Source organism: Brevundimonas sp. (assembly GCF_046295595.1).
Classification (GTDB): Bacteria; Pseudomonadota; Alphaproteobacteria; order Caulobacterales; family Caulobacteraceae; genus Brevundimonas.
Map to the genome: position 1 here is coordinate 1 of NZ_JBKBMX010000007.1, position 21,585 is coordinate 21,585.

25 protein-coding genes, 1 tRNA gene and 1 other RNA gene are annotated in these 21,585 nt (G+C 68.4%); 12 read left to right on the top strand and 15 right to left on the bottom strand.

The annotated features are described in order from the left end of the window. Positions 1–116: 116 nt before the first annotated feature. From ACK4JY_RS06575 to ACK4JY_RS06585, 3 genes are all read right to left on the bottom strand, one after another. Positions 117–389, bottom strand: coding sequence for a hypothetical protein (locus ACK4JY_RS06575; protein ID WP_409603984.1), 273 nt, complete (start codon positions 387–389; stop codon positions 117–119). Positions 390–449: 60 nt separating this feature from the next. After that, a tRNA-Val gene (locus ACK4JY_RS06580) sits at positions 450–526 on the bottom strand. Between the two features lie 11 nt (positions 527–537). Further along, on the bottom strand, positions 538–3,849 hold the full coding sequence (locus ACK4JY_RS06585; protein WP_409603986.1) for an autotransporter domain-containing protein: 3,312 nt from the start codon (positions 3,847–3,849) through the stop codon (positions 538–540). Positions 3,850–4,048: 199 nt separating this feature from the next. On the opposite strand from ACK4JY_RS06585, the gene ACK4JY_RS06590 reads away from it, so the two are divergent. The 3 genes from ACK4JY_RS06590 (at position 4,049) to ACK4JY_RS06600 (ending at position 6,519) form a co-directional block, all read left to right on the top strand. Continuing rightward, positions 4,049–4,939, top strand: a complete 891-nt coding sequence (locus tag ACK4JY_RS06590) for an SPFH domain-containing protein (RefSeq protein ID WP_409603988.1) — start codon at positions 4,049–4,051, stop codon at positions 4,937–4,939. A 1-nt stretch (position 4,940) separates the two neighbouring features. Further along, entirely contained in the window at positions 4,941–5,135 is a 195-nt protein-coding gene (locus ACK4JY_RS06595; RefSeq protein ID WP_409603990.1) for a hypothetical protein, read from the top strand. A 133-nt stretch (positions 5,136–5,268) separates the two neighbouring features. Then, on the top strand, positions 5,269–6,519 hold the full coding sequence (locus ACK4JY_RS06600) for a glycosyltransferase (RefSeq protein WP_409604209.1): 1,251 nt from the start codon (positions 5,269–5,271) through the stop codon (positions 6,517–6,519). 28 nt (positions 6,520–6,547) lie between these two features. Here ACK4JY_RS06600 and ACK4JY_RS06605 read toward each other — a convergent pair whose 3' ends face one another. The 4 genes from ACK4JY_RS06605 to ACK4JY_RS06620 are packed head-to-tail and all read right to left on the bottom strand — an operon-like array spanning position 6,548 to position 10,550. Further along, positions 6,548–6,895: a type II toxin-antitoxin system PemK/MazF family toxin gene (locus ACK4JY_RS06605; protein WP_409603992.1), complete on the bottom strand. Its 348-nt coding sequence runs from the start codon at positions 6,893–6,895 to the stop codon at positions 6,548–6,550. Then, the gene (locus ACK4JY_RS06610) at positions 6,882–7,097 is read right to left on the bottom strand and encodes an AbrB/MazE/SpoVT family DNA-binding domain-containing protein (RefSeq protein WP_409603994.1); all 216 of its coding nucleotides are present in this window, start codon (positions 7,095–7,097) and stop codon (positions 6,882–6,884) included. Before ACK4JY_RS06610 ends, ACK4JY_RS06605 begins: the two co-directional genes overlap by 14 nt. 23 nt (positions 7,098–7,120) lie before the next feature. Continuing rightward, entirely contained in the window at positions 7,121–9,232 is a 2,112-nt protein-coding gene (gene parE / locus ACK4JY_RS06615) for a DNA topoisomerase IV subunit B (RefSeq protein ID WP_409603996.1), read from the bottom strand. Then, entirely contained in the window at positions 9,198–10,550 is a 1,353-nt protein-coding gene (locus ACK4JY_RS06620; protein WP_409603998.1) for an O-antigen ligase family protein, read from the bottom strand. Before ACK4JY_RS06620 ends, parE begins: the two co-directional genes overlap by 35 nt. Before the next feature lie 179 nt (positions 10,551–10,729). Between ACK4JY_RS06620 and ACK4JY_RS06625 the strand changes: the two genes are divergently transcribed. Further along, complete coding sequence (locus ACK4JY_RS06625; RefSeq protein WP_409604000.1) at positions 10,730–10,972, top strand: DUF378 domain-containing protein; 243 nt, start codon at positions 10,730–10,732, stop codon at positions 10,970–10,972. Positions 10,973–11,011: 39 nt separating this feature from the next. On the opposite strand, the gene ACK4JY_RS06630 is transcribed toward ACK4JY_RS06625, so the two are convergent. Continuing rightward, entirely contained in the window at positions 11,012–13,351 is a 2,340-nt protein-coding gene (locus tag ACK4JY_RS06630; RefSeq protein WP_409604002.1) for an ATP-dependent helicase, read from the bottom strand. Between the two features lie 119 nt (positions 13,352–13,470). On the opposite strand from ACK4JY_RS06630, the gene ACK4JY_RS06635 reads away from it, so the two are divergent. Beyond that, positions 13,471–13,680 (top strand): hypothetical protein, encoded by a 210-nt coding sequence (locus ACK4JY_RS06635; RefSeq protein WP_409604004.1) that lies wholly within the window; start codon positions 13,471–13,473, stop codon positions 13,678–13,680. A 3-nt stretch (positions 13,681–13,683) separates the two neighbouring features. Beyond that, entirely contained in the window at positions 13,684–14,013 is a 330-nt protein-coding gene (locus tag ACK4JY_RS06640) for a hypothetical protein (RefSeq protein ID WP_409604006.1), read from the top strand. Between the two features lie 4 nt (positions 14,014–14,017). Here the strand turns inward: ACK4JY_RS06640 and ACK4JY_RS06645 are convergent, their stop codons facing one another. Further along, a complete protein-coding gene (locus ACK4JY_RS06645; protein ID WP_409604008.1) occupies positions 14,018–14,734 on the bottom strand; it encodes an SIMPL domain-containing protein in 717 nt (238 codons plus the stop codon). 43 nt (positions 14,735–14,777) lie between these two features. Then, positions 14,778–15,014 carry a ribbon-helix-helix domain-containing protein gene (locus ACK4JY_RS06650; protein WP_409604009.1) on the bottom strand — a complete coding sequence of 79 codons (237 nt, stop codon included), beginning with the start codon at positions 15,012–15,014 and terminating at the stop codon, positions 14,778–14,780. A gap of 114 nt (positions 15,015–15,128) precedes the next feature. Between ACK4JY_RS06650 and ACK4JY_RS06655 the strand changes: the two genes are divergently transcribed. Then, the gene (locus ACK4JY_RS06655) at positions 15,129–15,875 is read left to right on the top strand and encodes a Coq4 family protein (RefSeq protein WP_409604011.1); all 747 of its coding nucleotides are present in this window, start codon (positions 15,129–15,131) and stop codon (positions 15,873–15,875) included. A 90-nt stretch (positions 15,876–15,965) separates the two neighbouring features. Continuing rightward, positions 15,966–16,910 (top strand): DMT family transporter, encoded by a 945-nt coding sequence (locus tag ACK4JY_RS06660; protein ID WP_409604013.1) that lies wholly within the window; start codon positions 15,966–15,968, stop codon positions 16,908–16,910. Here the strand turns inward: ACK4JY_RS06660 and ACK4JY_RS06665 are convergent. After that, entirely contained in the window at positions 16,907–17,074 is a 168-nt protein-coding gene (locus ACK4JY_RS06665; RefSeq protein WP_409604014.1) for a hypothetical protein, read from the bottom strand. The genes ACK4JY_RS06660 and ACK4JY_RS06665 overlap by 4 nt on opposite strands. A 1-nt stretch (position 17,075) precedes the next feature. Further along, positions 17,076–17,252, bottom strand: a complete 177-nt coding sequence (locus ACK4JY_RS06670; protein WP_409604016.1) for a DUF4169 family protein — start codon at positions 17,250–17,252, stop codon at positions 17,076–17,078. Positions 17,253–17,322: 70 nt separating this feature from the next. Between ACK4JY_RS06670 and ACK4JY_RS06675 the strand changes: the two genes are divergently transcribed. Both ACK4JY_RS06675 and ACK4JY_RS06680 read left to right on the top strand, forming a co-directional pair. Continuing rightward, the gene (locus ACK4JY_RS06675) at positions 17,323–17,556 is read left to right on the top strand and encodes a DUF2171 domain-containing protein (RefSeq protein ID WP_409604018.1); all 234 of its coding nucleotides are present in this window, start codon (positions 17,323–17,325) and stop codon (positions 17,554–17,556) included. 106 nt (positions 17,557–17,662) lie between these two features. After that, positions 17,663–18,058, top strand: a complete 396-nt coding sequence (locus ACK4JY_RS06680) for a YccF domain-containing protein (RefSeq protein ID WP_409604019.1) — start codon at positions 17,663–17,665, stop codon at positions 18,056–18,058. 13 nt (positions 18,059–18,071) lie between these two features. Here the strand turns inward: ACK4JY_RS06680 and fumC are convergent, their stop codons facing one another. Next, complete coding sequence (gene fumC / locus ACK4JY_RS06685) at positions 18,072–19,463, bottom strand: class II fumarate hydratase (protein ID WP_409604021.1); 1,392 nt, start codon at positions 19,461–19,463, stop codon at positions 18,072–18,074. Between the two features lie 84 nt (positions 19,464–19,547). On the opposite strand from fumC, the gene ACK4JY_RS06690 reads away from it, so the two are divergent. Both ACK4JY_RS06690 and ACK4JY_RS06695 read left to right on the top strand, forming a co-directional pair. After that, positions 19,548–20,159 carry a peptidylprolyl isomerase gene (locus ACK4JY_RS06690; RefSeq protein ID WP_409604023.1) on the top strand — a complete coding sequence of 204 codons (612 nt, stop codon included), beginning with the start codon at positions 19,548–19,550 and terminating at the stop codon, positions 20,157–20,159. Continuing rightward, positions 20,156–20,509 carry a RusA family crossover junction endodeoxyribonuclease gene (locus tag ACK4JY_RS06695; protein ID WP_409604025.1) on the top strand — a complete coding sequence of 118 codons (354 nt, stop codon included), beginning with the start codon at positions 20,156–20,158 and terminating at the stop codon, positions 20,507–20,509. The genes ACK4JY_RS06690 and ACK4JY_RS06695 overlap by 4 nt, the downstream gene beginning before the upstream one ends. Before the next feature lie 21 nt (positions 20,510–20,530). Here ACK4JY_RS06695 and ACK4JY_RS06700 read toward each other — a convergent pair whose 3' ends face one another. Both ACK4JY_RS06700 and ssrA read right to left on the bottom strand, forming a co-directional pair. Beyond that, positions 20,531–21,016 (bottom strand): SspB family protein, encoded by a 486-nt coding sequence (locus ACK4JY_RS06700; protein WP_409604027.1) that lies wholly within the window; start codon positions 21,014–21,016, stop codon positions 20,531–20,533. Positions 21,017–21,165: 149 nt separating this feature from the next. After that, positions 21,166–21,529: a transfer-messenger RNA gene (ssrA, locus tag ACK4JY_RS06705) on the bottom strand. Positions 21,530–21,585: the final 56 nt, after the last annotated feature.

Below are 21,585 nucleotides of genomic sequence, written 5' to 3' on the forward strand. Positions count from 1 at the left end.
CGGCTCGATCAGCCGCCACTCCACCTCGCTCAGATCGTATCGCGCCATGCCAAGGCTCCTTCCGGAATCCTTGAATCAGCGAGACCGGGTCACCGCAAGCTTTATGGGTTCAGAACCTAGCAGTCGCGTCCCTCGCGCTGGCGCTGTTCGCAGCGGCGCTGTTCGCGCTCATGGTCGCGCTGTTCCCGCTCGCGTCTGGCGCGGGTCTCCTCGTCGGAGGTGGTGACGGCGTCGACGCCGGCCCCGACCACCGCGCCGGTCGCCTTGGCGGCCCCTCCGACCACGGCGGCTCCCGTGCCGACCACGGCGCCGACAAGGCAGGCCTGCAGCATGAGAGCGCCGCCGAGGACGGCGGCGAGGGCGGCTGTGCGCCTGAACATGGACTTCATGGAACTCTCCCGGCGCCGCATGGCGCTGGATCGGTGAAGGACGTCTGGCCACGGCCGGGATGGTGGGCGGCGAGGGGTTCGAACCCCCGACCCCCTCGGTGTAAACGAGGTGCTCTGACCAGCTGAGCTAGCCGCCCGTCCGTCCCTTCTAGAAGCGGAAGCTGGCCCGCAGGAACAGCATGTACCGGACATAGTCGTCGATCATCTCCGCGTCAGCGCTGACCGACAACATGCCCAGTTCGTTGCCGACATTGAGGCGGAAGCCGAGGATCGGTCCGCCGCCCTCGATGGTGTCGGGCGTCAGGGTGAAGTCGCCGCCGCCCGAGCGGAAGCGGGCGATCGTCTCGCCGGGATCAACCGATATGTTCTGACGCCAGCCGACCCTCAGTTCCGGACGCAGCCAGTCGTTCTGGCCCATCTTCATGCCAAAATTGACCGCCGCCGTGGCGGAGAACATGTGGCCTTCGCGATCGTCGATCTCGAGATCGAAGCCGTCGCCTCCGCCTTCCTCGACGTGGCCGTCCTCGCTCAGCGAGAAATACTCGAGATAGGCCTCGGGCCGGATGGTGAACCGTCCGAACTCACGCTCGTAGGAAAGGCCGCCGGCCGCCGCCAGCGTCATGCCGTTCCAGTCCGACTCATTCGACAGGTTCAGCCCCTCGCCGACGAGTCGTCGTTCGGAGGTGAATGAGGCGTAACCGGCCGCGGCGCGCGCCCATGTGGTCCAGTACTGGCCTTGGGCGCGCCAGTAGAGGCCCAGTTCCAGCAGGCTGGCGGACAGGACCTCCTCGGCCTCGGCCTCGGGGTCCTCAAGGTCCGACGAGGTGAAGGCGACGCTCAGCCCGACATTGCCCAGGCCGGTGCCGCGCTCGACGCCGCCGGCGACGCCGAAGCCTTCCGAGCGGAAGCCGTAGGTGTCGGTCTGGTCCTTGTCGGCGTAGAAATTGATCTCCTGCACCCAGGCGCTGGTTTCGCCCGGCGCCGCGGCGGCGTTGCGCCCCGTCAGGGCCCGGGTGACCGCGTCCACGCCCGAGGCCAGCGACAGCAGCGGGCCGCCGGAGTGGTCCGGAAGCAGCTGTTCATAGAGGTTGCCGAAGTCCTCACGGTTGGTCTGGGCCAGGAAGGCGTTGCGAACCTCCTCGGCGTCCTCGGAGCCGAGCGCGCCATAGAAGGCGTCGTACATCTGCTCCTCGACCGGGATCAGGTCCGCCTCGGCCGCCGTACGACGCCGCACGTCGACAAAGACTTCACCGGCCGGCACATTCGCCCCGGCCTCCACCACGTAAAGGAAGGGCGAATTCTCCTCAAGCGACGTAAGGTCGATCGCCCCGTAGTTCAGCGTGGTGGCGTCGATCAGGGTGAAGGTTTCCGGCTCCTCGAGCAGAGAGGTGAAGCGGATGCCGAGGCCCGCCCCGTCGGCGAGCGTGGCCGTGCCGGAGACGTTGAAATAGCCCGTCGTGCCCGCGGTGGGATCCACCGTCACGATCAGATTGCCGTCGGCGCCGACATTCAGATTGGTGACATCCAGGGCCCCGTTCTGACGGGCGTCGAGCGTGCCGTTGGTCACGCTGATGTCCAGGGCGCCGTCGCTGTCGGAAAGCTCGCCGCGCACCAGGGCGCCGCCCGTGATGGACAGGGCGTCAGCCCCGGCGCCGAAGGCGATATCGCCGAGAACCAGGCCGTTGCGAATATCGAGCGTATCGCCGCCTATGCCGAGATCGATCGCGCCCACGATGTTCGGCTCGGAACCGTCGGGCACGCCGTCGCCGTCGCTGTCCGGATTGTCGCTGGTCGGCGTCCCGGGCGTCCCGGTCTGGATCAAGGTAACGCCGGTGGTGCTGGCGCTGACGTCGATCGCTGTATTGACGCCCGTGACCGGATCGCCATCTTCATTGGCGGCGACCTGCGCCTGGATGACGCCGGTATTGCTGATCGAGGTCAGGCTGCCCGACAGATCGCGGATGGCGAAGGAGTCGCCGACGCCGCCCGTGGTGCGGCCCAGAATGGTCCCGCTGTTGACCAGGCTGATGACGTTCGCCCCGGCGTCGATCTGGACCGCGGCGGCGGTGGCCGCTTCGGAACTGTTCGAAATGGCCGAAATGACGTTGGTGTTGACAAGGGACGGAGCGGTGACGCCGGCGCCGAAACGGACGGCCGTCGAGTCCGCCTGTTCGGCCGTTGCGGAAATCGTCCCTTCGTTGCGAACGCCGCCGGCGATGCTGACGGTCTGGCCGGCGTTGCCGCCCAGGACCAACCCCTGGCCTTCGGCGTCGGCATAGATTCCCTGACCGCTGATCGTCCCGCGGTTGATGAATCCGTAGGCGTTGTCGCCCGTGCCAACAGCTCCCAGCGCGATGGATTGCGTGGCGGATCCGATCTCGACGGCGGGCGCCGAACCGAAGCTGGTGATCGTGGGCGTGGTCTCCAGCGAGTCCGTCAGACCGTCGCCATCGCGATCGGTATCAGTGCGGTTGACGGTGCCGTCGCCGTCATCGTCCTCGTCGCCGTTCTTGACACCGTCGCCGTCGTCGTCGCCTTCGATTCCTGCGCTGGAGTAGGCGGGCCCGCGGTTGAGCAGCACCCCGCCGGCCACATTGCCCTGAATACTGAGGGCCGCTCCGCCCTGGAGCAGATCGTCGGCGTCCAGTTCGTCCAGCAACAGAATGTCGTCGTCGTCCGCCGCCGGTTCAACATAGCCCTCCGGGCGGGTCGTGGGGCGGGTGGTGAACCGGTAGCCGGTCGCGGTGATCAAGGAATGGACGACCAGGGCTCCGCCCACATCACCCTCGATAGAGGCGCCGACGGTGTTCTCGCCCCGGGTGTTGATCGTCCCGGCCATGGCGACGTCCCCGCCCACGTCGCCGGTGACGCGGAGGCCGTAGCTGTCATTGCCCGTCACCTGCAGTGAACCGAGCATGTTGACGTCGCCCGTCACCGGAGCTTCCAGCGATATGGCGTAGGAGTCGTTGCCCTCGACGATGATGCTGCCGCCACTCTCGATCGTAACGTTTCCGGTCAGGGGAGCGGCTCCGGCGAGGCGCAGGCCGTAGCGGCCGGTTCCGTTCGCGAAATCGCCGTCGCCGTCGCCGTCGTCGTCCGTGTCGATGTCGGCGTCGTTGGCGATATTGTCGCTGAGAACGACCGACCCTCCGAGGATCACATTCGCCGTATTGCCGCCGTTGACTTGGACACCGACCGACCCGTCCGAAGTGTTGCTCATCGTGATGGAGCCGCCCGAGTCGAGGTCGAAGCTGTGGCTGGAGTTCACCGTGACGGCGACGCCGGTGTTCAGGGCGATCGAGCCGCCGGACGCAATGCGAATGCTGTCCGGGCCGGTCCCCGTGGCGTTCGCCGTGGCGATCGGCGTCGTTCGCGCCGTCGAGATCACGATCTCGGCCATGGCGCCCGAAGCCGCCAGCAGGGGAGCGACCGCGACCGCGCTCGCAAGCAGAATACGCATTCGGAATTTAACCCCTGTGGACGACACGCGCAGAGACGCCGGCGACCCTCTAACAGGGACCATGCCAGCCTGCCTCAAGTTTCGCGAATTTGAGGCGAATGCAAGGCCGAAGGCGGCTTCTTGCCCTTGGGCGCAAGCGTAGCTATTGCAGAAAGCGGTATCGAAGTGATATCACTTTCATATCGAACAGGAGGGATCGATGAGCACCACACATTCGAAATCGAGCGAGCGCCCGGCGTCCACCGCCAACGGGCTTCTGATGCTGCTGTTTGGCGTTCTGCTAATGCTCGCCGGGCCGGCCCTGGTGGCCATGGATCCTGACAACGCCTGGCTGGTCATCGGCGGGATTGTCGTCGCCGTGATTGGCCTGCTGCTGCTCTGCGGCCTCTATTCGCTGCAGCCCAACGAGGGCATGGCGATCCTGTTGTTCGGCGATTATCGCGGCACCGACCGCAAGACCGGCCTGCGCTGGGTGCTGCCGTGGTACAGCCGCAAGAAGGTCAGCCTGCGCGTGCGCAACCTGACCAGCGACAAGCTCAAGGTGAACGACAAGCGCGGCAATCCGATCGAGATCGCCGCCAACGTCGTCTGGCGGGTCGAGGACTCGGCCCAGGCGCTGTTCGATGTCGACGATTATCAGGCCTTCGTGAACATCCAGGTCGACACCGCCCTGCGCGATATCGCCTCGCACTACGCCTACGACCACGGCGAGGAGGACGCCGAGCCCGAAATGACGCTGCGCTCCGACGCCGAGGACGTTGCGACCCGACTCCGCGACGAGCTGGTCGGGCGGGTCAGGGTCGCCGGGGTGGCTGTCGACGAGGCGCGCCTGGCGCACCTCGCCTACGCCCCCGAGATCGCCGGGGCCATGCTGCGCCGCCAGCAGGCCGAGGCCGTTCTGGCCGCGCGCCGCCTGATCGTCCGCGGGGCCGTCAGCATGGTGGAGAACGCCCTCGTCGACCTTGGAGAACGCGGCGTCGTCGAACTGGACGAGGACCGCAAGGCGGCCATGGTCTCCAACCTGCTGGTTGTCCTGTGCGGCGACCGCGACGCCCAGCCGGTCGTCAACGCCGGCACCCTGTACGGCTGAGATGGCGCGTCCGAGGAAGCCGTTCCTGATGCGCGCCTCCTCCGGCGTGATGGCGGCAGTCGAGCGATTGGCCGCCGCCGAGCTGCGCTCGGTCAACGCCCAGGTGGAGACGCTGCTGCGCGAGGCGCTGGCGCGGCGGGGCATTGTTCCGTCCGAAGACCCTCCGCCGACGGACGGCGCAAAGGATGACGCTTGAGCTTGGCCCTCGCGGGCGCTACGGCGCGCTGATGGTCAAGTCGCATATGTCCAAGGTTCGCAAGGCCCGCCGCATCCAGAAGCGGGTCCGGCGCGTCGGCCCGCTGGGAATCAGCGCGGCCGAGACGGAGCTGATGAACCTGGCCGGGCTGGAGGTTCAGGAGGGCGAGCTTCGCCTGTTCCCGGGCTGGGACGAGGAGGTTTCCGAGACCCTGAAGGCGACCAAGGCCGCCGGCGATGACGAACGTCCCCGCCTCGTCGACACCACCATGCTGTATGCGCCCCGGTCCGGCGGGGTGAAGCGCTATCTGTTGTCCAAGAAGGCGTGGCTGGAGGCCGAGCGCCCCGGCGTGGCCCATTCCCTGGTCGTGCCGGGCGCCCACCACAAGGCCGGTCCGGACGGGATCGTCCAGTTGCACGCCACCAAGCTGCCGTTCGGCGACGGTTACCGCTGGCCGACCTCGGTGCGGCGCTGGGGCGCCTGGGTCGCCTCGCTCAATCCATCGCTGATCGAGGCCGGCGATCCCTACACCCCGGGGCAGGGCGCTCTTGAAGCGGGGCAGCGCGCCGGCTGTCCGGTGGTCGGCTTCTGCCATTCCGACCCCGCCGGCCTGGCGGCCCTCCACTTCGGCGAATGGGCCAAGAAGCCGGTCGAGAAGCGCTGGGCCCGCCTGTTCGGCCAGTTCGACCGCGTCATCTCTCCCAGCCGCTACATCGCCCGCCGGCTCGAGGAGGCCGGCATCGAGGACATCGTGATCCAGCCGCTGGGCGTCGAGGTCGACACCTTCCACCCGGACCGCCGCGACCGCGACTGGCTGCTGAAGAAGCTGGGCCTGCCGGCCTCGGCCCGGCTGCTCTGTTTCGCCGGCCGCCCCGCGCGCGAGAAGAACATCGGCGTCCTGATCGAGGCGGTGCAGCGGCTGGGCGCGCCCTACCACCTCGTCCTCGTCGGCGCCGGCGCCGGCCTGCCGGCCGAGGAGCGGGTCATCTCCCTGCCGTACGAGGCCAATCCCAGGGCGGTGGCCAGGATCATCGCCTCCTGCGACGCCTTCGTGCACGCCAATGACAAGGAGCCGTTCGGCCTGATTGTGCTGGAGGCCATGGCCTGCGGCCGCCCGGTGGTCGGCGTCAACGCCGGCGGGGTCAAGGAGACGGTCGACGAGAGCGTCGGTCAACTGGCCGGGAGCGCCGACCCGGTCCACTACGCCGCCGCCATCGAGGCCCTGTTCGCCCGCGACATCGAGGCCATCGGCGTCGCCGCCCGCGCCCGCGCGGTCGAACGCTTCTCGTGGGGCCGGGTGTTCGAGGACCTGTGCGTGACCTACGCCGACGTCAGCGGCGAACGCGCCTTCGTCGAGCCGCGCGGCGAGTGGGCCGAGCACTGACGGGCCGGACGGATGCGACCGCCGAGAGTCAGGCTTGGCGACCCAGGACTTGATCCAGTTCGGCCCGGACCGTCTCCATGAACGAGTCGGGCAACCGACCCAGTGGGTCCATGCGGGCAGCTTCGACTGTCGCAATCTTGCTGGTCCGGATCAGTGACGGCGCGGGCAGGCCCGCCTCGCCATAGCGCCGTCCGAGAGCGACATCTCCCGGCCATCGACGATGTTCCGCGCTGGTGATCATCAGAACCCAGTACAGCCTGCCATCGTCTCCCAGCGGGGTGGCGGACACCACGAGGGCCGGGCGGCGCTGTCGAACTTCCCGGTCGGTGTACGGGAATGGGACCTTGACGATATCGCCAGCGCTAAAGCCCGGCATAGGCTCGCCGGTCAGCCTCGCTGTCCCATTCCTCGAAGGTGGCGAAAGGATCGTCCTGCACACCCCCTCGCGCCTTCGTCAGGGTGACCTGCCCGTCGCGAATCTCGTAGGCCAGTTCATCGCCTTCACGCAGGCCCAAGGCATTACGAACCGCCTGAGGCACGGTCGTCTGGGCCTTGCTGGTGATGCGGCTCGTGATCATGCGGTAAGGATAATCCTTACCGCCTAGACGTCAAGCTCATCCACCACGAACCGGGCGTTGTCCTGGATGAACTGGTAGCGGGCCTCGGCCTTCTTGCCCATCAACCGCTCGACCAGATCCTCGATTTCGTCCTCCGACGCCGGCACCGTCACCCGCGCGAGGGTGCGCTTCTTGGGGTCCATGGTGGTCTCCTTGAGCTGGGAGGCCATCATCTCGCCCAGACCCTTGAACCGCCCGATCTCGACCTTCTTGCCCTTGAACACCGTCGCCAGCAGCTCGTCGCGGTGGGCGTCATCGCGGGCGTATTCGGACAGCGGCCCGGCGCTGATCCGGTAGAGCGGCGGCAGGGCCATGAACAGCCGGCCCTGCCGGATCGTCTCGGGCATCGACCGGTAGAAGAAGGTGATCAGCAGGGCCGCGATATGCGCCCCATCGACGTCGGCGTCGGTCATGATGACGATGCGCTCGTAGCGCAGGTCCTCGATGTTGAACCGGCTGCCCGGCTGCACCCCCAGCGCCAGCGCCAAATCGGACAGTTCGATATTGGCGCGCAGCTTGTCAGCCGTGGCCGAGGCGACGTTCAGGATCTTGCCGCGCAGGGGCAGGATGGCCTGGGTCGTGCGATCGCGCGCCTGTTTGGCCGAGCCGCCGGCCGAGTCGCCCTCGACGATGAACAGTTCGGTGCCCTCCGCCGTCTGGCGCGAACAGTCCGACAGCTTGCCGGGGAGGCGCAGCTTGCGCGTCGCCTGGGCCCGCTGGACCTCCTTGTCCTTGCGCCGCTTCAGCCGGTCCTCGGCGCGCTCGATGACGAAGCCCAGCAGGCTGTTGGCCTGTTTCGGGCTCTCGGTCAGCCAGTGGTCCAGCGGATCGCGCATCAGCGTCTCGACCAGTCGCTGGGCGTCGGGCGAGGACAGCCGGTCCTTGGTCTGGCCCTGGAATTCCGGATTGCGCACGAACACGCTGATCATCGCCCCGGCGTTGGCGATCACGTCCTCGGCGGTGATCAGCCCGGCGCGCTTCTCATTGGTCAGCTCGCCATAGGCCTTGAGCCCCTTGACCAGCGCGGCGCGAAAGCCGGCCTCATGGGTGCCGCCGTCCGGCGTCGAGACGGTGTTGCAATAGGAGCTGACGAAGCCGTCGGCCTCGCCGAAGCCGATCGGCGACCAGGTCACGGCCCATTCGACCGCCCCGGCCTCGCCCTTGCGCTCGACCCGTCCGGCGAAGGCCGGCGTCACCGTCTCCAGCTCGCCGATCCGTTCCGACAGGGCGTCGGCGAGGCCGTTCGGGAAGTGAAACACCGCCTCGGCGGGCGTGTGGTCGGTGATCCGCTCGGGAGCGCACGTCCACCGGATCTCGACGCCACGGAACAGATAGGCCTTGGACCGGGCCATGCGGAACAGGCGCGCCGGCTTGAAGGCGGCGCCAACGCCGAAGATCTCCTCGTCCGGTTTGAACCGGATCAGGGTGCCCTTCTTCTTCGATGGCTGGACCTGCGTGATGGAGCCCAGCGGCAGACCGCGGCTGAACGACTGTTTCCACTCGAAACCGTCGCGCCAGACGGTGACGTCCAGCTTCTCGCTCAGGGCGTTGACCACCGAGACGCCGACGCCGTGCAGGCCGCCGGAGGTCTCATAGGCCTTGCCCGAGAATTTGCCGCCCGAGTGCAGCACCGTCATCACCACCTCCAGCGCCGACTTGCCGGGGTGTTTCGGATGCGGGTCGACCGGGATGCCCCGCCCGTCGTCGCGCACCGCCAGCCAGCCGTCGGCGTCGAGGTCCACGGTGATCAGCCTGGCGTGCTTGGCGACCGCCTCGTCCATGGCGTTGTCGAGGACTTCGGCGAACAGATGGTGCAGGGCCCGCTCGTCGGTGCCGCCAATATACATGCCCGGCCGTTTGCGGACCGGCTCCAGCCCTTCCAGGACCTCGATCGACGAGGCGGAATAGCCGGTCGCGACGGCTGATGCGGAGGAGGGCGCCTCCACCGGACGCGGGGCCGGGGCCGGTTCCGGCCTGGGTGCGGCCACCTGCGGCGTCAGGGCCGGCTCGGGCGCCCCGTTCGCGGCAGGAGTCGGCTCCGGGCCTTGCGGCTCGGGGATGTCATCGAACAGGGAAGGCGCGGCGGTGGGACCCATAGCGATACTGTGCTGCGATTCGGGAGCCGGTCTGGTAGGCCCGGCGGCGCTTCTCCACAAGCGGCGCGGGTCCGGGCGCCGGAGACGGCAGGACGGCCCGGGTCAGCACGGCCATGAACAGCACCCACGGCAGGCCCTGATGGGCCAGCAGGATCGATTCCGACAGGCTCAGCACGAAGAAGGCGGCGAGGAAGCCCGGCGCCCACCAGCCCTCACGCAGGCCCTGGCCCATGGATCGCAGCACCGTGACCCCCGCCGTGATCGCCATCAGCGTCCCGACCAGAATCGCCCCCGGCCAGCCCAGCTGCACCAGCAGGTCGATCCAGCCGTTGTGGGCGTTCGGCACCGGCCACTGGGTCTCCTTGCGCACCCAGTCGGCGGGCGCGGACTCGCCCTCCCGGCCCCAGAAGGCGCCATAGCCGTAGCCGGTCCACGGCCTGTCGGCGACCTTGCGCATCAGGGCGTCCCAGATCTCGGTGCGCCCGGTCAGCGACGGGTCCTTGCCCAGCACCTCCAGCACCGCCACCGAATGGGTCTCCCACGTCCACAGCCCCAGACCCGCCACGACCACGGCGCACCAGATGGCCACGACGCTGAACGCCGCCCCGCCGCGGCGCAGGCTCCAGAACCCGCCGACGAAGGCCAGGCCGACGACCAGGCACAGCAGCGAAGTCTTGGACTGGGTCGCCAGCACCAGCACCGAGGCCAGCAGCAGGGCGATTGCCGGCAGCAGCCGTCGCGGATCGGGCGAGGCCAGACACGCGGCCGAGGCCGTGGCCCCGATGACCATCACCGCCCCCATCTGATTCTTCTCGTACCAGAGGCCCCGCCACAGGCCGGCGTTCTCGGCCTGGTGCACGCCGATCGAGGGGAAGGCGACAACCATGACCAGACTGCCCACCGCCATGATCAGCGCCGTATGCATCAGCAGGCGCGGCAGGTGCGGTCCCCGGAACACCGCACCCAGATACAGGGCGAACACGCCGCTGATGGCCAGGGCGATCACCCGCCGGCTGGTCGTCTCGTAGTCGATCGACCAGTACCGCGACGCAAAGGTCAGCCCGACCAGCAGCGCCACCGCGATGGCCGCCGGCCACGCCCGCCACAGCCGGTCGGTGCGGTAGATGGCCATGGCGAAGATCGCCGCATAGGCCGGCAGCCACACCAGCCGCAACACCGGCGTCTCTTCCTGCAGCGGCGCGAACACCGGACCGATCAGCGCGCCGGTCATCATGGCGATGATGGCGCCGCAGATCACCCGCTCCCACAGGGTGGGGGCGGTTTCGGTCAGGACCTCGGCTGAACGGGATTCGCGCACGGGCGCAGGGTCGGCCAACGGGCTTAAGGAAGGATTGGCGGGCTGTTCGCAGCGCGCTGTCCCGGCTCCGCGGCCGACGCGTCAATGGTCAAGCCAGGGTATTATTCTTTCAAACTCTTTGTGGCCGGGGAACGTGCGGGGTCGACGCCTGCTTTACCGGGCGACCAAGGAGGTTACCCATGAAAGCTCTCAATCTCATCACCCTCGTCCTGCTCATCGTCGGCGGCCTCAACTGGGGTCTGGTCGGGGCGTTCGAGTTTGACCTTGTCGCGGCGATCTTCGGCGATGGCTCGGCCCTCTCCCGTGTCGTCTATGTCCTCGTCGGCCTGTCCGCCCTGTGGCAGATCATGCCCCTGATGAAAGCCTTCAGCGTCGGAGAAGTCGACGCCGAGGCCAACCGTAGCACCTCGGTGCGCCTGTAGGCTCGATGGCGGCGGGCAAAAGCGTCCGCCGCTCCACCCTCACGCCTTCTCCACAAACGTATCGATCACCTTCTTCTCCCCCGCCTTCTCGAAGTCGATCAGCAGCTTGTTGCCCTCGATGGCCCGCACCGCGCCGTAGCCGAACTTCTGGTGGAACACCCGCTCGCCCTTGCTCCAGTCGCCGCCCGACTTCGGATCGGCCGTGGCGACCAGCCGTCCGTCCCCCTCGATCAGCGCATGCCGCGCCGGCCGCGCCGCGGGGGCCCGCGCCGCCGTGAACGACTGCGCCCGCTTCCAGCCCGGCGAGGTGTAACCGGCGCCGAAGGTCGGCATCTCGTCCCAGCGGCTCTTGGCCTCCTTCATCCCCGGCGTGACACCGTAGTAGCCGGTGTCGCTCTCGGCTTCGACGTGGTCGATCGGCAGTTCGTCGACGAACCGGCTCGGCAGCTGCGAGGTCCAGCGGCCGTACACGAGCCGGTTGGCCGCGAACGATATCCTCGCGTCCGACTTGGCCCGGGTGACGCCGACATAGGCGAGGCGGCGCTCCTCCTCGAGGCCCTTCTCGCCCTTCTCGTCGATGCTGCGCTGGCTGGGGAAGACGCCTTCCTCCCAGCCCGGCAGGAAGACCAGCGGGAACTCCAGCCCCTTGGCCCCGTGCAGCGTCATGATCTGCACCGCGTCGTCCGAGCCGCCGCGATCCAGATCCATGACCAGCGAGACGTGCTCCAGATAGGCGGTCAGGGTCTCGAACTGTTGCATCGACTGCGTCAGCTCCTTGAGGTTGTCGAGCCGCGTCTGCCCAGTCGCCCGGTCGGCCTTCTGCATGTCGGTGTAGCCGCTCTCCTCCAGCACGGCCTCGGTCAACTCCCAGTGCGTCGTCGACTGCGCCAGCGCCCGCCAACGGTCGATGTCGCGCACGAAGTTCGACAGCGCCGTCCGCGTCCGCGCCTGCAGTTCGTCCGAGACGATCAGGTCGCGCACCGCGCTCATCGCCGACACCCCCGACAGTCGCGCGATCTGCAGCACCTTCTGCACCGAGGTGTCGCCGATGCCCCGCTTGGGCACGTTGACGATCCGCTCGAAGGCCAGGTCGTCGTCCTCGCTCAGGATCAGCCGCAGATAGGCGTGGGCGTCGCGGATCTCGGCCCGTTCGAAGAAGCGCGGCCCGCCGATGACCTTGTAGGGCACGGCCAGCAGCACGAACCGCTCCTCGAAGGCCCGCATCTGGAACGAGGCGCGCACCAGCACCGCCATGTCGCTGTAGGCCACCCCCTCGCGCCGCGCCGTCTCGATCTCGTCGGCGACCAGCCGGGCCTCGGCCTCGCCGTCCCAGACCCCGCGCACCCGCACCTTGTCGCCGCTCAAATCCTCGGTCCACAGCGTCTTGCCCAGCCGCCCCTTGTTGGCCGCGATCAGGCCCGAGGCGGCGCCGAGGATGTGCTGCGTCGAGCGATAGTTGCGCTCCAGCCGGATGACCTTCGCGCCCGGGAAATCACGCTCGAACCGCAGGATGTTGTCGACCTCGGCTCCGCGCCAGCCATAGATCGACTGGTCGTCGTCGCCGACGCAGCAGACGTTGCCGGTCGAGGAGGTCAGCAGACGCAGCCACAGATACTGGGCGACGTTCGTATCCTGATACTCGTCGACCAGGATGTAGCGGAACCGACGCCGGTATTCCTCCGCGATATCCGCGTGCTGCGACAGGATCGTCAGATTGTGCAGCAGCAGGTCGCCGAAGTCGCAGGCGTTCAGACTGACCAGCCGCGCCTGATAGGCGGCGTACAGCGCATGCCCCTTGCCGTTGGCGAAATCCTCGGTCGACGGCAGTTTCTCCGGCGTCCAGCCGCGGTTCTTCCAGTGGTCGATCAGGCCGTTCAGCGATTTGGGCGTCCACCGTTTGGTGTCGAGATTGGCGGCCTCCAGCAGCTGTTTGCAGACCCGCTCCTGATCGTCCGTGTCCAGAATCGTGAAGGTCGACTTCAGCCCGACCAGTTCGGCGTGCCGCCGCAGGATCTGCGCCGCCACCGAGTGGAAGGTGCCCAGCCAGCGCAGCCCCTCGGCCGACGGCCCGATCAGATGGGTGATCCGCTCGCGCATCTCGCGCGCCGCCTTGTTGGTGAAGGTGACGGCCAGCAGCTCCCACGGCCGCGCCCGTCCGGTGGCCAGGATGTGCGCCAGCCGGGTGGTCAGCACCCGCGTCTTGCCGGTGCCGGCCCCGGCCAGCACCAGCACCGGCCCGTCGACGGTCTCGACAGCCTCGCGCTGTTCCGGGTTCAGCCCGGCCAGGTAGTCGGGCGCGCCGGAGGGCGCGACGCCCCCGGGGCCGCGCGAGCGGGCGAGATCGGAAATACGCGGGGCAGGGGATTCAGGCAGACTCATCGGGAGAACATAAGGGGCACGGGCCCCGATGTCAGCGCCCGCGTTCCGGCGCGGCGCTGGAACCGCCAAGCCTGTTCCCCGTTCCGCTTGCCGACACGGGGTTCAGGGAAGGGATGTCCATGACAGACAACACCAACAACACAGGCAATACGGGCGGCGGCAGCGGCAACACCGGCCTCGCCTTCATCGTCGGGGCGATCGTGGTCGTGCTGGCGGTCGTGGCCTATTTCGTCTTCGCCCGCGGCGGCGCGCCCGAGACCAAACAGATCGATGTCGACGTCAATCTGCCCGAGGTCTCGGCCCCGGCCATTCCCGGCACGGAGGGCTGATCGATGACCGATCCCAACATGCCCCCGCCGCGTGATCCCAACGACCGGCCCGAGGTCGTGCATCACACGACCATTAACAACCCCCCGCCCGGCGGCGGCGGAGGCGGCGGCTCCGGCTGGATCGGCTTCCTCGTCGGCGGCATCGTGGTGGTGCTGATCATCATCGCCGTCGTCATGCTGTCGAACGGCGGCCTGGACGCCGGCAAGGACACCAATGTCGACATCGACGTCGACCTGCCAACGCCGACCTTGCCGGAGGCGCCGAAGATGCCCGACATGCCGGACATCGAGCCGCCGCGCCTGCCCAGCCCCGAACCGGCGCCGGCGAACTAGACGGCTATTTCAGCCGATAGCTGATCGTGGTCACGACCCGGACCCTCTGGTCCGGGGACTGGCTCGCGTCGCCATAGCCCTCGCGCGGCAGGATTTCGAACGATCCCTGGTTGGCCTGCCGGATCGACCCAAGCGGCGCGCCCGAGTCCTTGGCGAACTGGGCCGCTCCGCTGCGGGCCGAGGCCGTCGCCTCGGCGATCATCGCCGGGCGCACGTCGTTGAGCTTGGTGAAGATATAGGTCGGGCCGGCGAAGTCCTGCAGCACCACCCCCTGCCGGACCAGATCGTTGAGCGCCCGCGTCGTCGCCTGCACCCGCGCGACGTCGGTCGTCCTCACGATCACCGTCTGGGCGAGAATGAAGCGCGGGCCGCCGTCCTGGCCGCCGTACTCGCGCGAGCGCCGGTCGGCGACCTCGAGCCGGCCAAGGGTGACAGCGTCGGCCGGATAGCCCTGCGCCGTCAGGAATCGGCGAACCACCGCCAGATGGCCGTCAATCTGCGCCTGCACCTCGGACAACACCTCGCCGGACGCGGTGAAGCGCAGCGGCAGCACGGCCAGATCGGCCTGGACGTCCCGCTCGGCGAGGCCGCGCACGGTCACCGCACGGTCGCCGACCCAGGCGTTGACCACCCCCTGACCGACCAGGGCGCCGGCCCCGATCAGCCCCACGGCCAGCAATCCGCCCACGACGGCGGCGGGGATCAGTCTGTTGTCGACCATGATGCGCTCTCCGGACCGGAGGATGCGCCAACCTTGGCCGCTGTCAATCGGCCGACCGCTGATCGGCGAAAGACCGGTCGCCGCCGGCCCAGTCCAGCGCCAACAGCCGGCAGGCCGAGGCCAGCGGCCGACGTCCGCGCCGCTCGTCGATCCGCTTCATCAGCCCGGCCTGGGTCAGGCCCGCCTCGACCGCGATGGCGTCCAGCACGGCCCAGAACTCCGGCTCCAGCGCCACCGAGGTGGCGTGGCCGGACAGGGAGACGGAGCGTTTCTTCAGCATCCGGCCAGCCTAGCCGAGGCGCCGTCGCGCGGCGAGCGGCCGCTGGTTCATGATCGCCGTTCACCTGACCCGCGTATCGCGCTATGATGCGGCCGCCAAAGGCAGGATCACCGCATGACCGCCACCGCTGAATTCGAACGTTTCCGGCCCCAGCCGCTGGAGCCGCTGACCGCCTTCCGCGCCTTCCGCAAGCTTGTCCGCAACAAGGAGGACACCGCCCAGGTGTTCGAGATCATGCGCGCCCTGTCCGGCCGCTCGATCGCCCGAGGCTACGATCGCATGCTGCGGACCATGGAGGGCGGACGCCAGGCCTTCCTGCGCGACGAACTGGCCCACCGGCTGGACGACCCGGCCTGGCTGGCCCGCTTCGGCCCCGGCACGGTCGGCGCGGCCTACCGCGACTTTCGCGAGGCGCGTGGCTTCACCGCCGAGGGTCTAGCCGAGGAGGCGCGCAAGGTCGCGCCTCTGGTCGACGCCCAGCACCCCGTGATCTGGTATTCCCGCCGCCTGCGCGACGTGCACGACATCTGGCACGTGCTGACCGGCTACCGCACCGACGCCCTCGGCGAGGCCTGCGTCGTCGCCTTCTCCCACGCCCAGACCGGCAACCTCGGCTTCGCCTTCATCGGCTGGGGCGCGGCGCGCGAGATCCAGCGCGAGAACCGCTCCATTCCCGCCCGCCGCGCCGTGCTCCAGGCCTGGCGGAACGGCCGCGCCGCCCGCTGGCTGCCGGGGTTGGATTACGAAGCCCTGCTGGCCGAGCCGCTGGAAACCGCCCGCGCCCGGCTGAACCTGCGCTCCCCGACGGTCTATGACGCCGTGCCGGAGGCCGCCTTGGCGAGCCTCAAACTGCGGGCCTGACGGCGCTTTCCGGACGCCATAAGTCCAGCTTGTGACGCGGCGCCGATTCCTCGGCTTGCGCGCGACCGCTGGCTCGGCCACTTGGCGATCATGACCGCCCCCACCGAGTCCCTCGCGCCGCCGCCGTCGCCCGGCCTCTCCCGCGCCACCCTGTGGGCGATCTCCGGCGTCGGCCTGTGCGCGACCATCTGGGGCACGACCTGGTTCGCCATTACCCTGCAACTGGGCGAGGTGGCGCCGCTCGCCTCCATCGTCTGGCGTTTCGGCCTCGCCGCCATCGTCCTGTTCGCCGGCTGCCTGCTGACGCGCCGCTCACTGAAGCTGTCGCTCAACCAGCATCTGGCGGCGGCGGGGCAGGGCGTCTTCGCCTTCTCGATCAGCTACAGCTTCACCTACGCCGCCGAGGGGCGGATCGCCTCGGCCGTGGTGGCGGTGATCTTCGCCTCGCTCGCCTTCCTCAACCTGATCCTGTTCCGCGTCGCCGCGCGCCAGCGGGCCGCTCTTGCCTCATGGGGCGGGGCGGCGCTCGGCGTCGTCGGGGTGGCGGTGCTGTCAGGGTCGGAAGTGCTGGGCGCCGGGCTCGACGCGGCCAGTGCTGCGGGCGTCGGCTTCGCTTTCCTCGCCGTGCTCGCCTCGGCCTTCGGCAACTATTTCGCCTGGCGCGGCCAGAACGCCGGCTCGGCGGTGATCCCGTCGACCGCCTGGGCCATGGCTTACGGGACAGCCCTGCTGGCCCTCTACGGCCTCGCCACCGGGGTCGAATGGTCGATCCAGCCGACCTTCACCTACATCGGCTCCCTGCTGTACCTGTCGGTGTTCGGCTCGGTGATCGCCTTCGTCGTCTATTTCACCATCGCCCGCAGCCACGGCTACGCCCTCGCCAGCTACATCTCGGCCCTGACCCCGCCGATCGCCATGCTCGTTTCGGTGCTGTTCGAGAACGCCAGCTTCGGCTGGCTGGCGCTGGCCGGTCTGGCCCTCGTCCTCGCCGGTCAGGCCCTGCTGATCCGCGCGCCCAAGGTGTCGGCGGTCTAGCCGAACCAGCCCCGCTTCTTCTTCGTCTTCTTCTCAGGCTCCGCGGCCCCCGGCGCTCCGCCTTTGGCCTGAGTCTCGGCCTCGCGCCGCTTGCGCTCGTTGGCGATGCGGATGGCCACCAGCATCGGGATCAGGCCGTGGCGGTTGCGCGGCATGTCGCCCATCTCAATCCTCCAGCTTCGAGCCGTCCAGCAGGCGCTCGGCGCGGGCCCGTTCCGCCTCCGCCCTGGTCCGCTCCGCCTTGCTGCGGCCATGCGCGGCGCGGTTCTCGACGGCGGCCACCTTGGCGTCGGCCTTCGCCCGCGCCTTGCGCGCCCGGTTCAGGTTGACGACCTCGCCCATGACACCTCCGTTATGCAACCGGCTCGCGGCCGGGCGGTTTTCCTGACATCCCATCCGTCAGGAGTTCCCCATGGTAGACCTGTCCCTGCTTCGCGAAAGCCTTGAAGTCGTCGGCTCTGACGGCGAGCACGTCGGCCGTGTCGATCACGTCCACGGCGACCAGATCGAACTGGCCAAGCTGGACCTCGGCGCCGGCTTCAAACACCATATGATCCCGGTCAGCTGGGTCGACCACGTCGACGCCCACGTCCACCTCAACCTCACGAAGGACGAGGCCAAGGCGCGCTGGACCGAGAAGCAATAGTCCGCCCCGGCTTACCGCGAATTCACGAAGGCCCCGCTGTTCCCGGCGGGGCCTTCGCCTATGTGTGAGGGACGGCGTCCGTCGCGGCGCGTTGGAGACGACCGCCTTGATCCGCCTGATCCTCAACATCCTGTGGTTCATCTTCGGCGGCTGGCTGTCCGGCCTGCTGTGGCTGCTGGGCGGCGCGATCCTCGCCCTGACCGTCGTCGGCCTGCCGTGGACCTTCGCCGCCTGGCGCATCGCCAGCTATTCCTTCTGGCCGTTCGGTCGCGAAGTCGTATGGCGCGAGCCCGACGCCACGGCCCTGGGCGCCGGCTGCTTCGGCATCGGCCTGAACGTCATCTGGTTCGTCTTCGCCGGCTGGTACATCGCCCTGACGCACATCATCATCGCCGTCGCCGAGGCCATCACCATCATCGGCATCCCGTTCGCGATCAAGGACTTGGAGCTGGCCAAGCTCGCCATCGCCCCGATCGGCCGCACGATCCGCGACAAGCCCTGATCAGGAGGTCACGTCACCCCGGCGAGATCATCTTCTCCGGCCGCACCCATTCGTCGAACTCCTCGTTCGTCAGATAGCCGCCGCCGACCGCTTCCTCGCGCAGGGTGGTGCCGTTTTTGTGCGCGGTCTTGGCGATCCTGGCGCAGGCGTCGTAACCGAGCTTGCCGTTCAGCGCCGTCACCAGCATCAGCGAATTGTCGAGCCCGCGCTTGATGTTGTCCTCGCGCGGCTCGATCCCGACGACGCAGTTGTCGGTGAAGCTGATCGCCGCATCCGCCATCAGCCGCACCGACTGCAGGAAGTTGTAGGCCATCACCGGGTTGAAGACGTTCAACTCGAAATGCCCCTGCGAGCCGGCGAAGGTCACCGCCGCGTGGTTGCCGAACACCTGGACGCAGACCTGGGTCAGGGCCTCCGACTGGGTCGGGTTGACCTTGCCCGGCATGATCGAACTGCCCGGCTCGTTCTCAGGCAGGGCCAGCTCGCCCAGCCCCGATCGCGGTCCCGAGCCGAGGAAGCGGATGTCGTTGGCGATCTTGAACAGCGACGCCGCCACCGTATTGATGGCTCCGTGGCTGAACACCATGGCGTCATGCGCCGCCAGCGCCTCGAACTTGTTCGGCGCAGTCGTGAACGGCAGGCCGGTGATCGCGGCGATCTTCTCGGCCACCGTCTCGGCGAAGCCGACCGGCGCGTTCAGCCCGGTGCCGACCGCCGTGCCGCCCTGGGCCAGCTCCATCAGCTTGGGCAGGGTCTGTTCGATCCGCTCGATGCCGTTGGCCACCTGCCGGGCGTAGCCGCCGAACTCCTGGCCCAGCGTCAGCGGCGTCGCGTCCTGGGTGTGCGTCCGGCCGATCTTGATGATGCCCTGCCAGGCGTCGCTCTTGGCCTTCAGCGCCGCGTGCAGATGCTTCAGCGCCGGGATCAGTTCGCGCACCACCTGTTCGGCGCAGGCGACGTGCATGGCCGTCGGATAGGTGTCGTTCGACGACTGGCTCATGTTGACGTGGTCGTTGGGATGGACCGGCTTCTTCGAGCCCATCTCCCCGCCCAGCATCTCGATGGCGCGGTTCGAGATCACCTCATTGGCGTTCATGTTCGACTGGGTGCCCGAGCCGGTCTGCCAGACCACCAGCGGGAAATGGTCGTCCAGCCGGCCCTCGATGACCTCGTTGGCCGCCTTGACGATGGTCTCCCCGATCGCCGGATCCAGCTTGCCCAGCGCCATATTGGTCTCCGCCGCGGCCCGTTTGACGATGCCCAGCGCCCGCACGATCGGCAGCGGTTGCGTCTCCCAGCCGATCCTGAAATTCCCCAGCGACCGCTGCGCCTGGGCCCCCCAATAGCGGTCGGCGGCGACCTCGATCGGGCCGAAGGTGTCGGTTTCGGTGCGGGCGTTGCTCATGTCGGCGAGGCTCTTCAGGCGTGACGGGAGGATGGGCGGCGGTGTAGCACGGGGAGGCGAGGGGACAAGGCGGAGGAGCCGGCGATGCGGACGATGACGACGATGGCGGCGGTGCTGGCCCTGTCCGCCTGCGCGACCACGGCGACCGGGGCCGACAACCCCCGCGTGGTGCTCGAGACCGACGCCGGCCGCATGGTCCTCGAGCTGGAGCTGGAGCGCGCGCCCCTGACCGTCTGCAACTTCCTGAGCTATGTCACCGACGGCGATTACGAAGCCGGGTCTTTCTTCCGCGCAGTGGTCAGCGCCACCAACGACAACCCCAACCCCATCGACGTCATCCAGGCGGCGACCCCGCGCGGTTCCGACGACGATTCGCGGCCGCCGATCCCGCTGGAGCGCACCCGCGACACCGGCCTCGGCCACACGGCGGGCGCCATCTCCATGGCCCGCGACGGCCCCGACACCGCGACCTCCAGCTTCTTCATCGTCACACAGGACACGCCCAGCCTCGACTTCGGCGGCGGCCGCAATCCCGACCGCCAGGGCTTCGCCGCCTTCGGCCGGGTGGTCGAGGGGCTGGAGGTCGCCCGGGCCATCCAGATATCGCCGGCCGACGATCAGGAGCAACTGACCCCGCCCGTGGCCATCCGCTCCGCGACCCTGATCGGCGAGGTCCCACCGGAGTGTCGCCCTTGACCGCCGGCTGGATCGGAACCGGCAAGGTCCGCCTGCGCGAAACCGGCGAGACGGTCGAAATCACCATCGACGGCCTGACCACCCAGGCCAAATACTACAAGCCGCTGGTCTATGAGTTCATGCGCAAGGAGTGGGCCTCGCGCCCCTCCTGGGGCGACTATGTCGTCGAGATCGTCATGGAGCATGTCGGCGAGCCGCCGCACATCGACCTCGACAACCTCGCCAAGGCCCTGCTGGACGCCATCAAGGGCTATCTGTTCCACGACGACGCCCAGGTCGCCCGCCTGCTGGTCGAGCGTCAGCCCGGCGAGCGCGAGCGCATAACCATCCGGGTGTTTCCCCGCGCCTGACCCCGGGGCGGGGACGGCAGCCTACTTCTTGCGGAACTGGTCCAGCGAGACGACCTTGGGGCCGTCGTCGCCCGTGGGCGGAGGCGGCGTCTGCGGGTCGGCCTCGGGTTCTTCCGCGACCGGCTCGGCCTCCATCGGCGCCTCGAACTGCAGCAGGAACTGCACCGACGGGTCATAGAACCGCGTCACCGCCGTATAGGGCATCGACAGCACCTTCGGCAGGCCGCCGAATTTCAGCATCACCGAGAACCGGTCGGCCTCGACCTTGAGGTCCCAGTACTGGTGCTGCAGCACCACCGTCATCTCGTCCGGATATTTGGCCATCACGTCCGGCGGCACGCTCACGCCGGGCGCCTTCGTCTTGAACGTGACGTAGAAATGGTGCGCGCCGGGGATGCCCTCGGGCTCGGCCGCACGCTCCAGCGCTGAGCGGATGACGCCGCGCAGGGCGTCCTGCGCCAGCTGCTCATAGTGCATCTCGTCGACTGGCGGGGTCTCGTCGGCCATCGGGTCCCTCGGCGTTTCAGCCGTGGGTTTAGACGGGCCGGCGCCCGGGCGGAAGATAGCGATCGCGGTAAACTGGAGGGAAAGTGCCGGGATTCTGTTGGCAGGCTCCCCATTTCCAGAAGAAAGAGGAGGGCGCGTCCCTGAAGATAGGTGGAGGGCTTCTGTTGGCAGGCGCCCTCCGGGCCCCGCCTGGGGAACTGATCCCCCAGGACTTAAGTGTTCGAAATCAACCGAACCGCATTACGCGGCGAGGCGGACTTCTCCAGCGAAGTTATCGTTCGCAGTTAGAAAATGGCCCGATACGGTGGGCCAGGACGAGCGAAAGCAGTCTTCTTTACACGTCCGTCGATGCTAGTCGGCCCCGCACCGCCCGCCGATACACGGGAGGAAATGGTGGAGCCGCCGGGAATCGCACCCGGGTCCGGTCCGCTTATTACAAGCGCGTTTATCGCCATAGTCCGGGCGAACCCGGACGGATGGAATATAGGTGAGGGCGGGCGGGTTTCCAAGCGGCGCGTCGACGGGAACCAGCGAACAGCGGTAGGGGTTGAAGATCGTCAGGAGACATC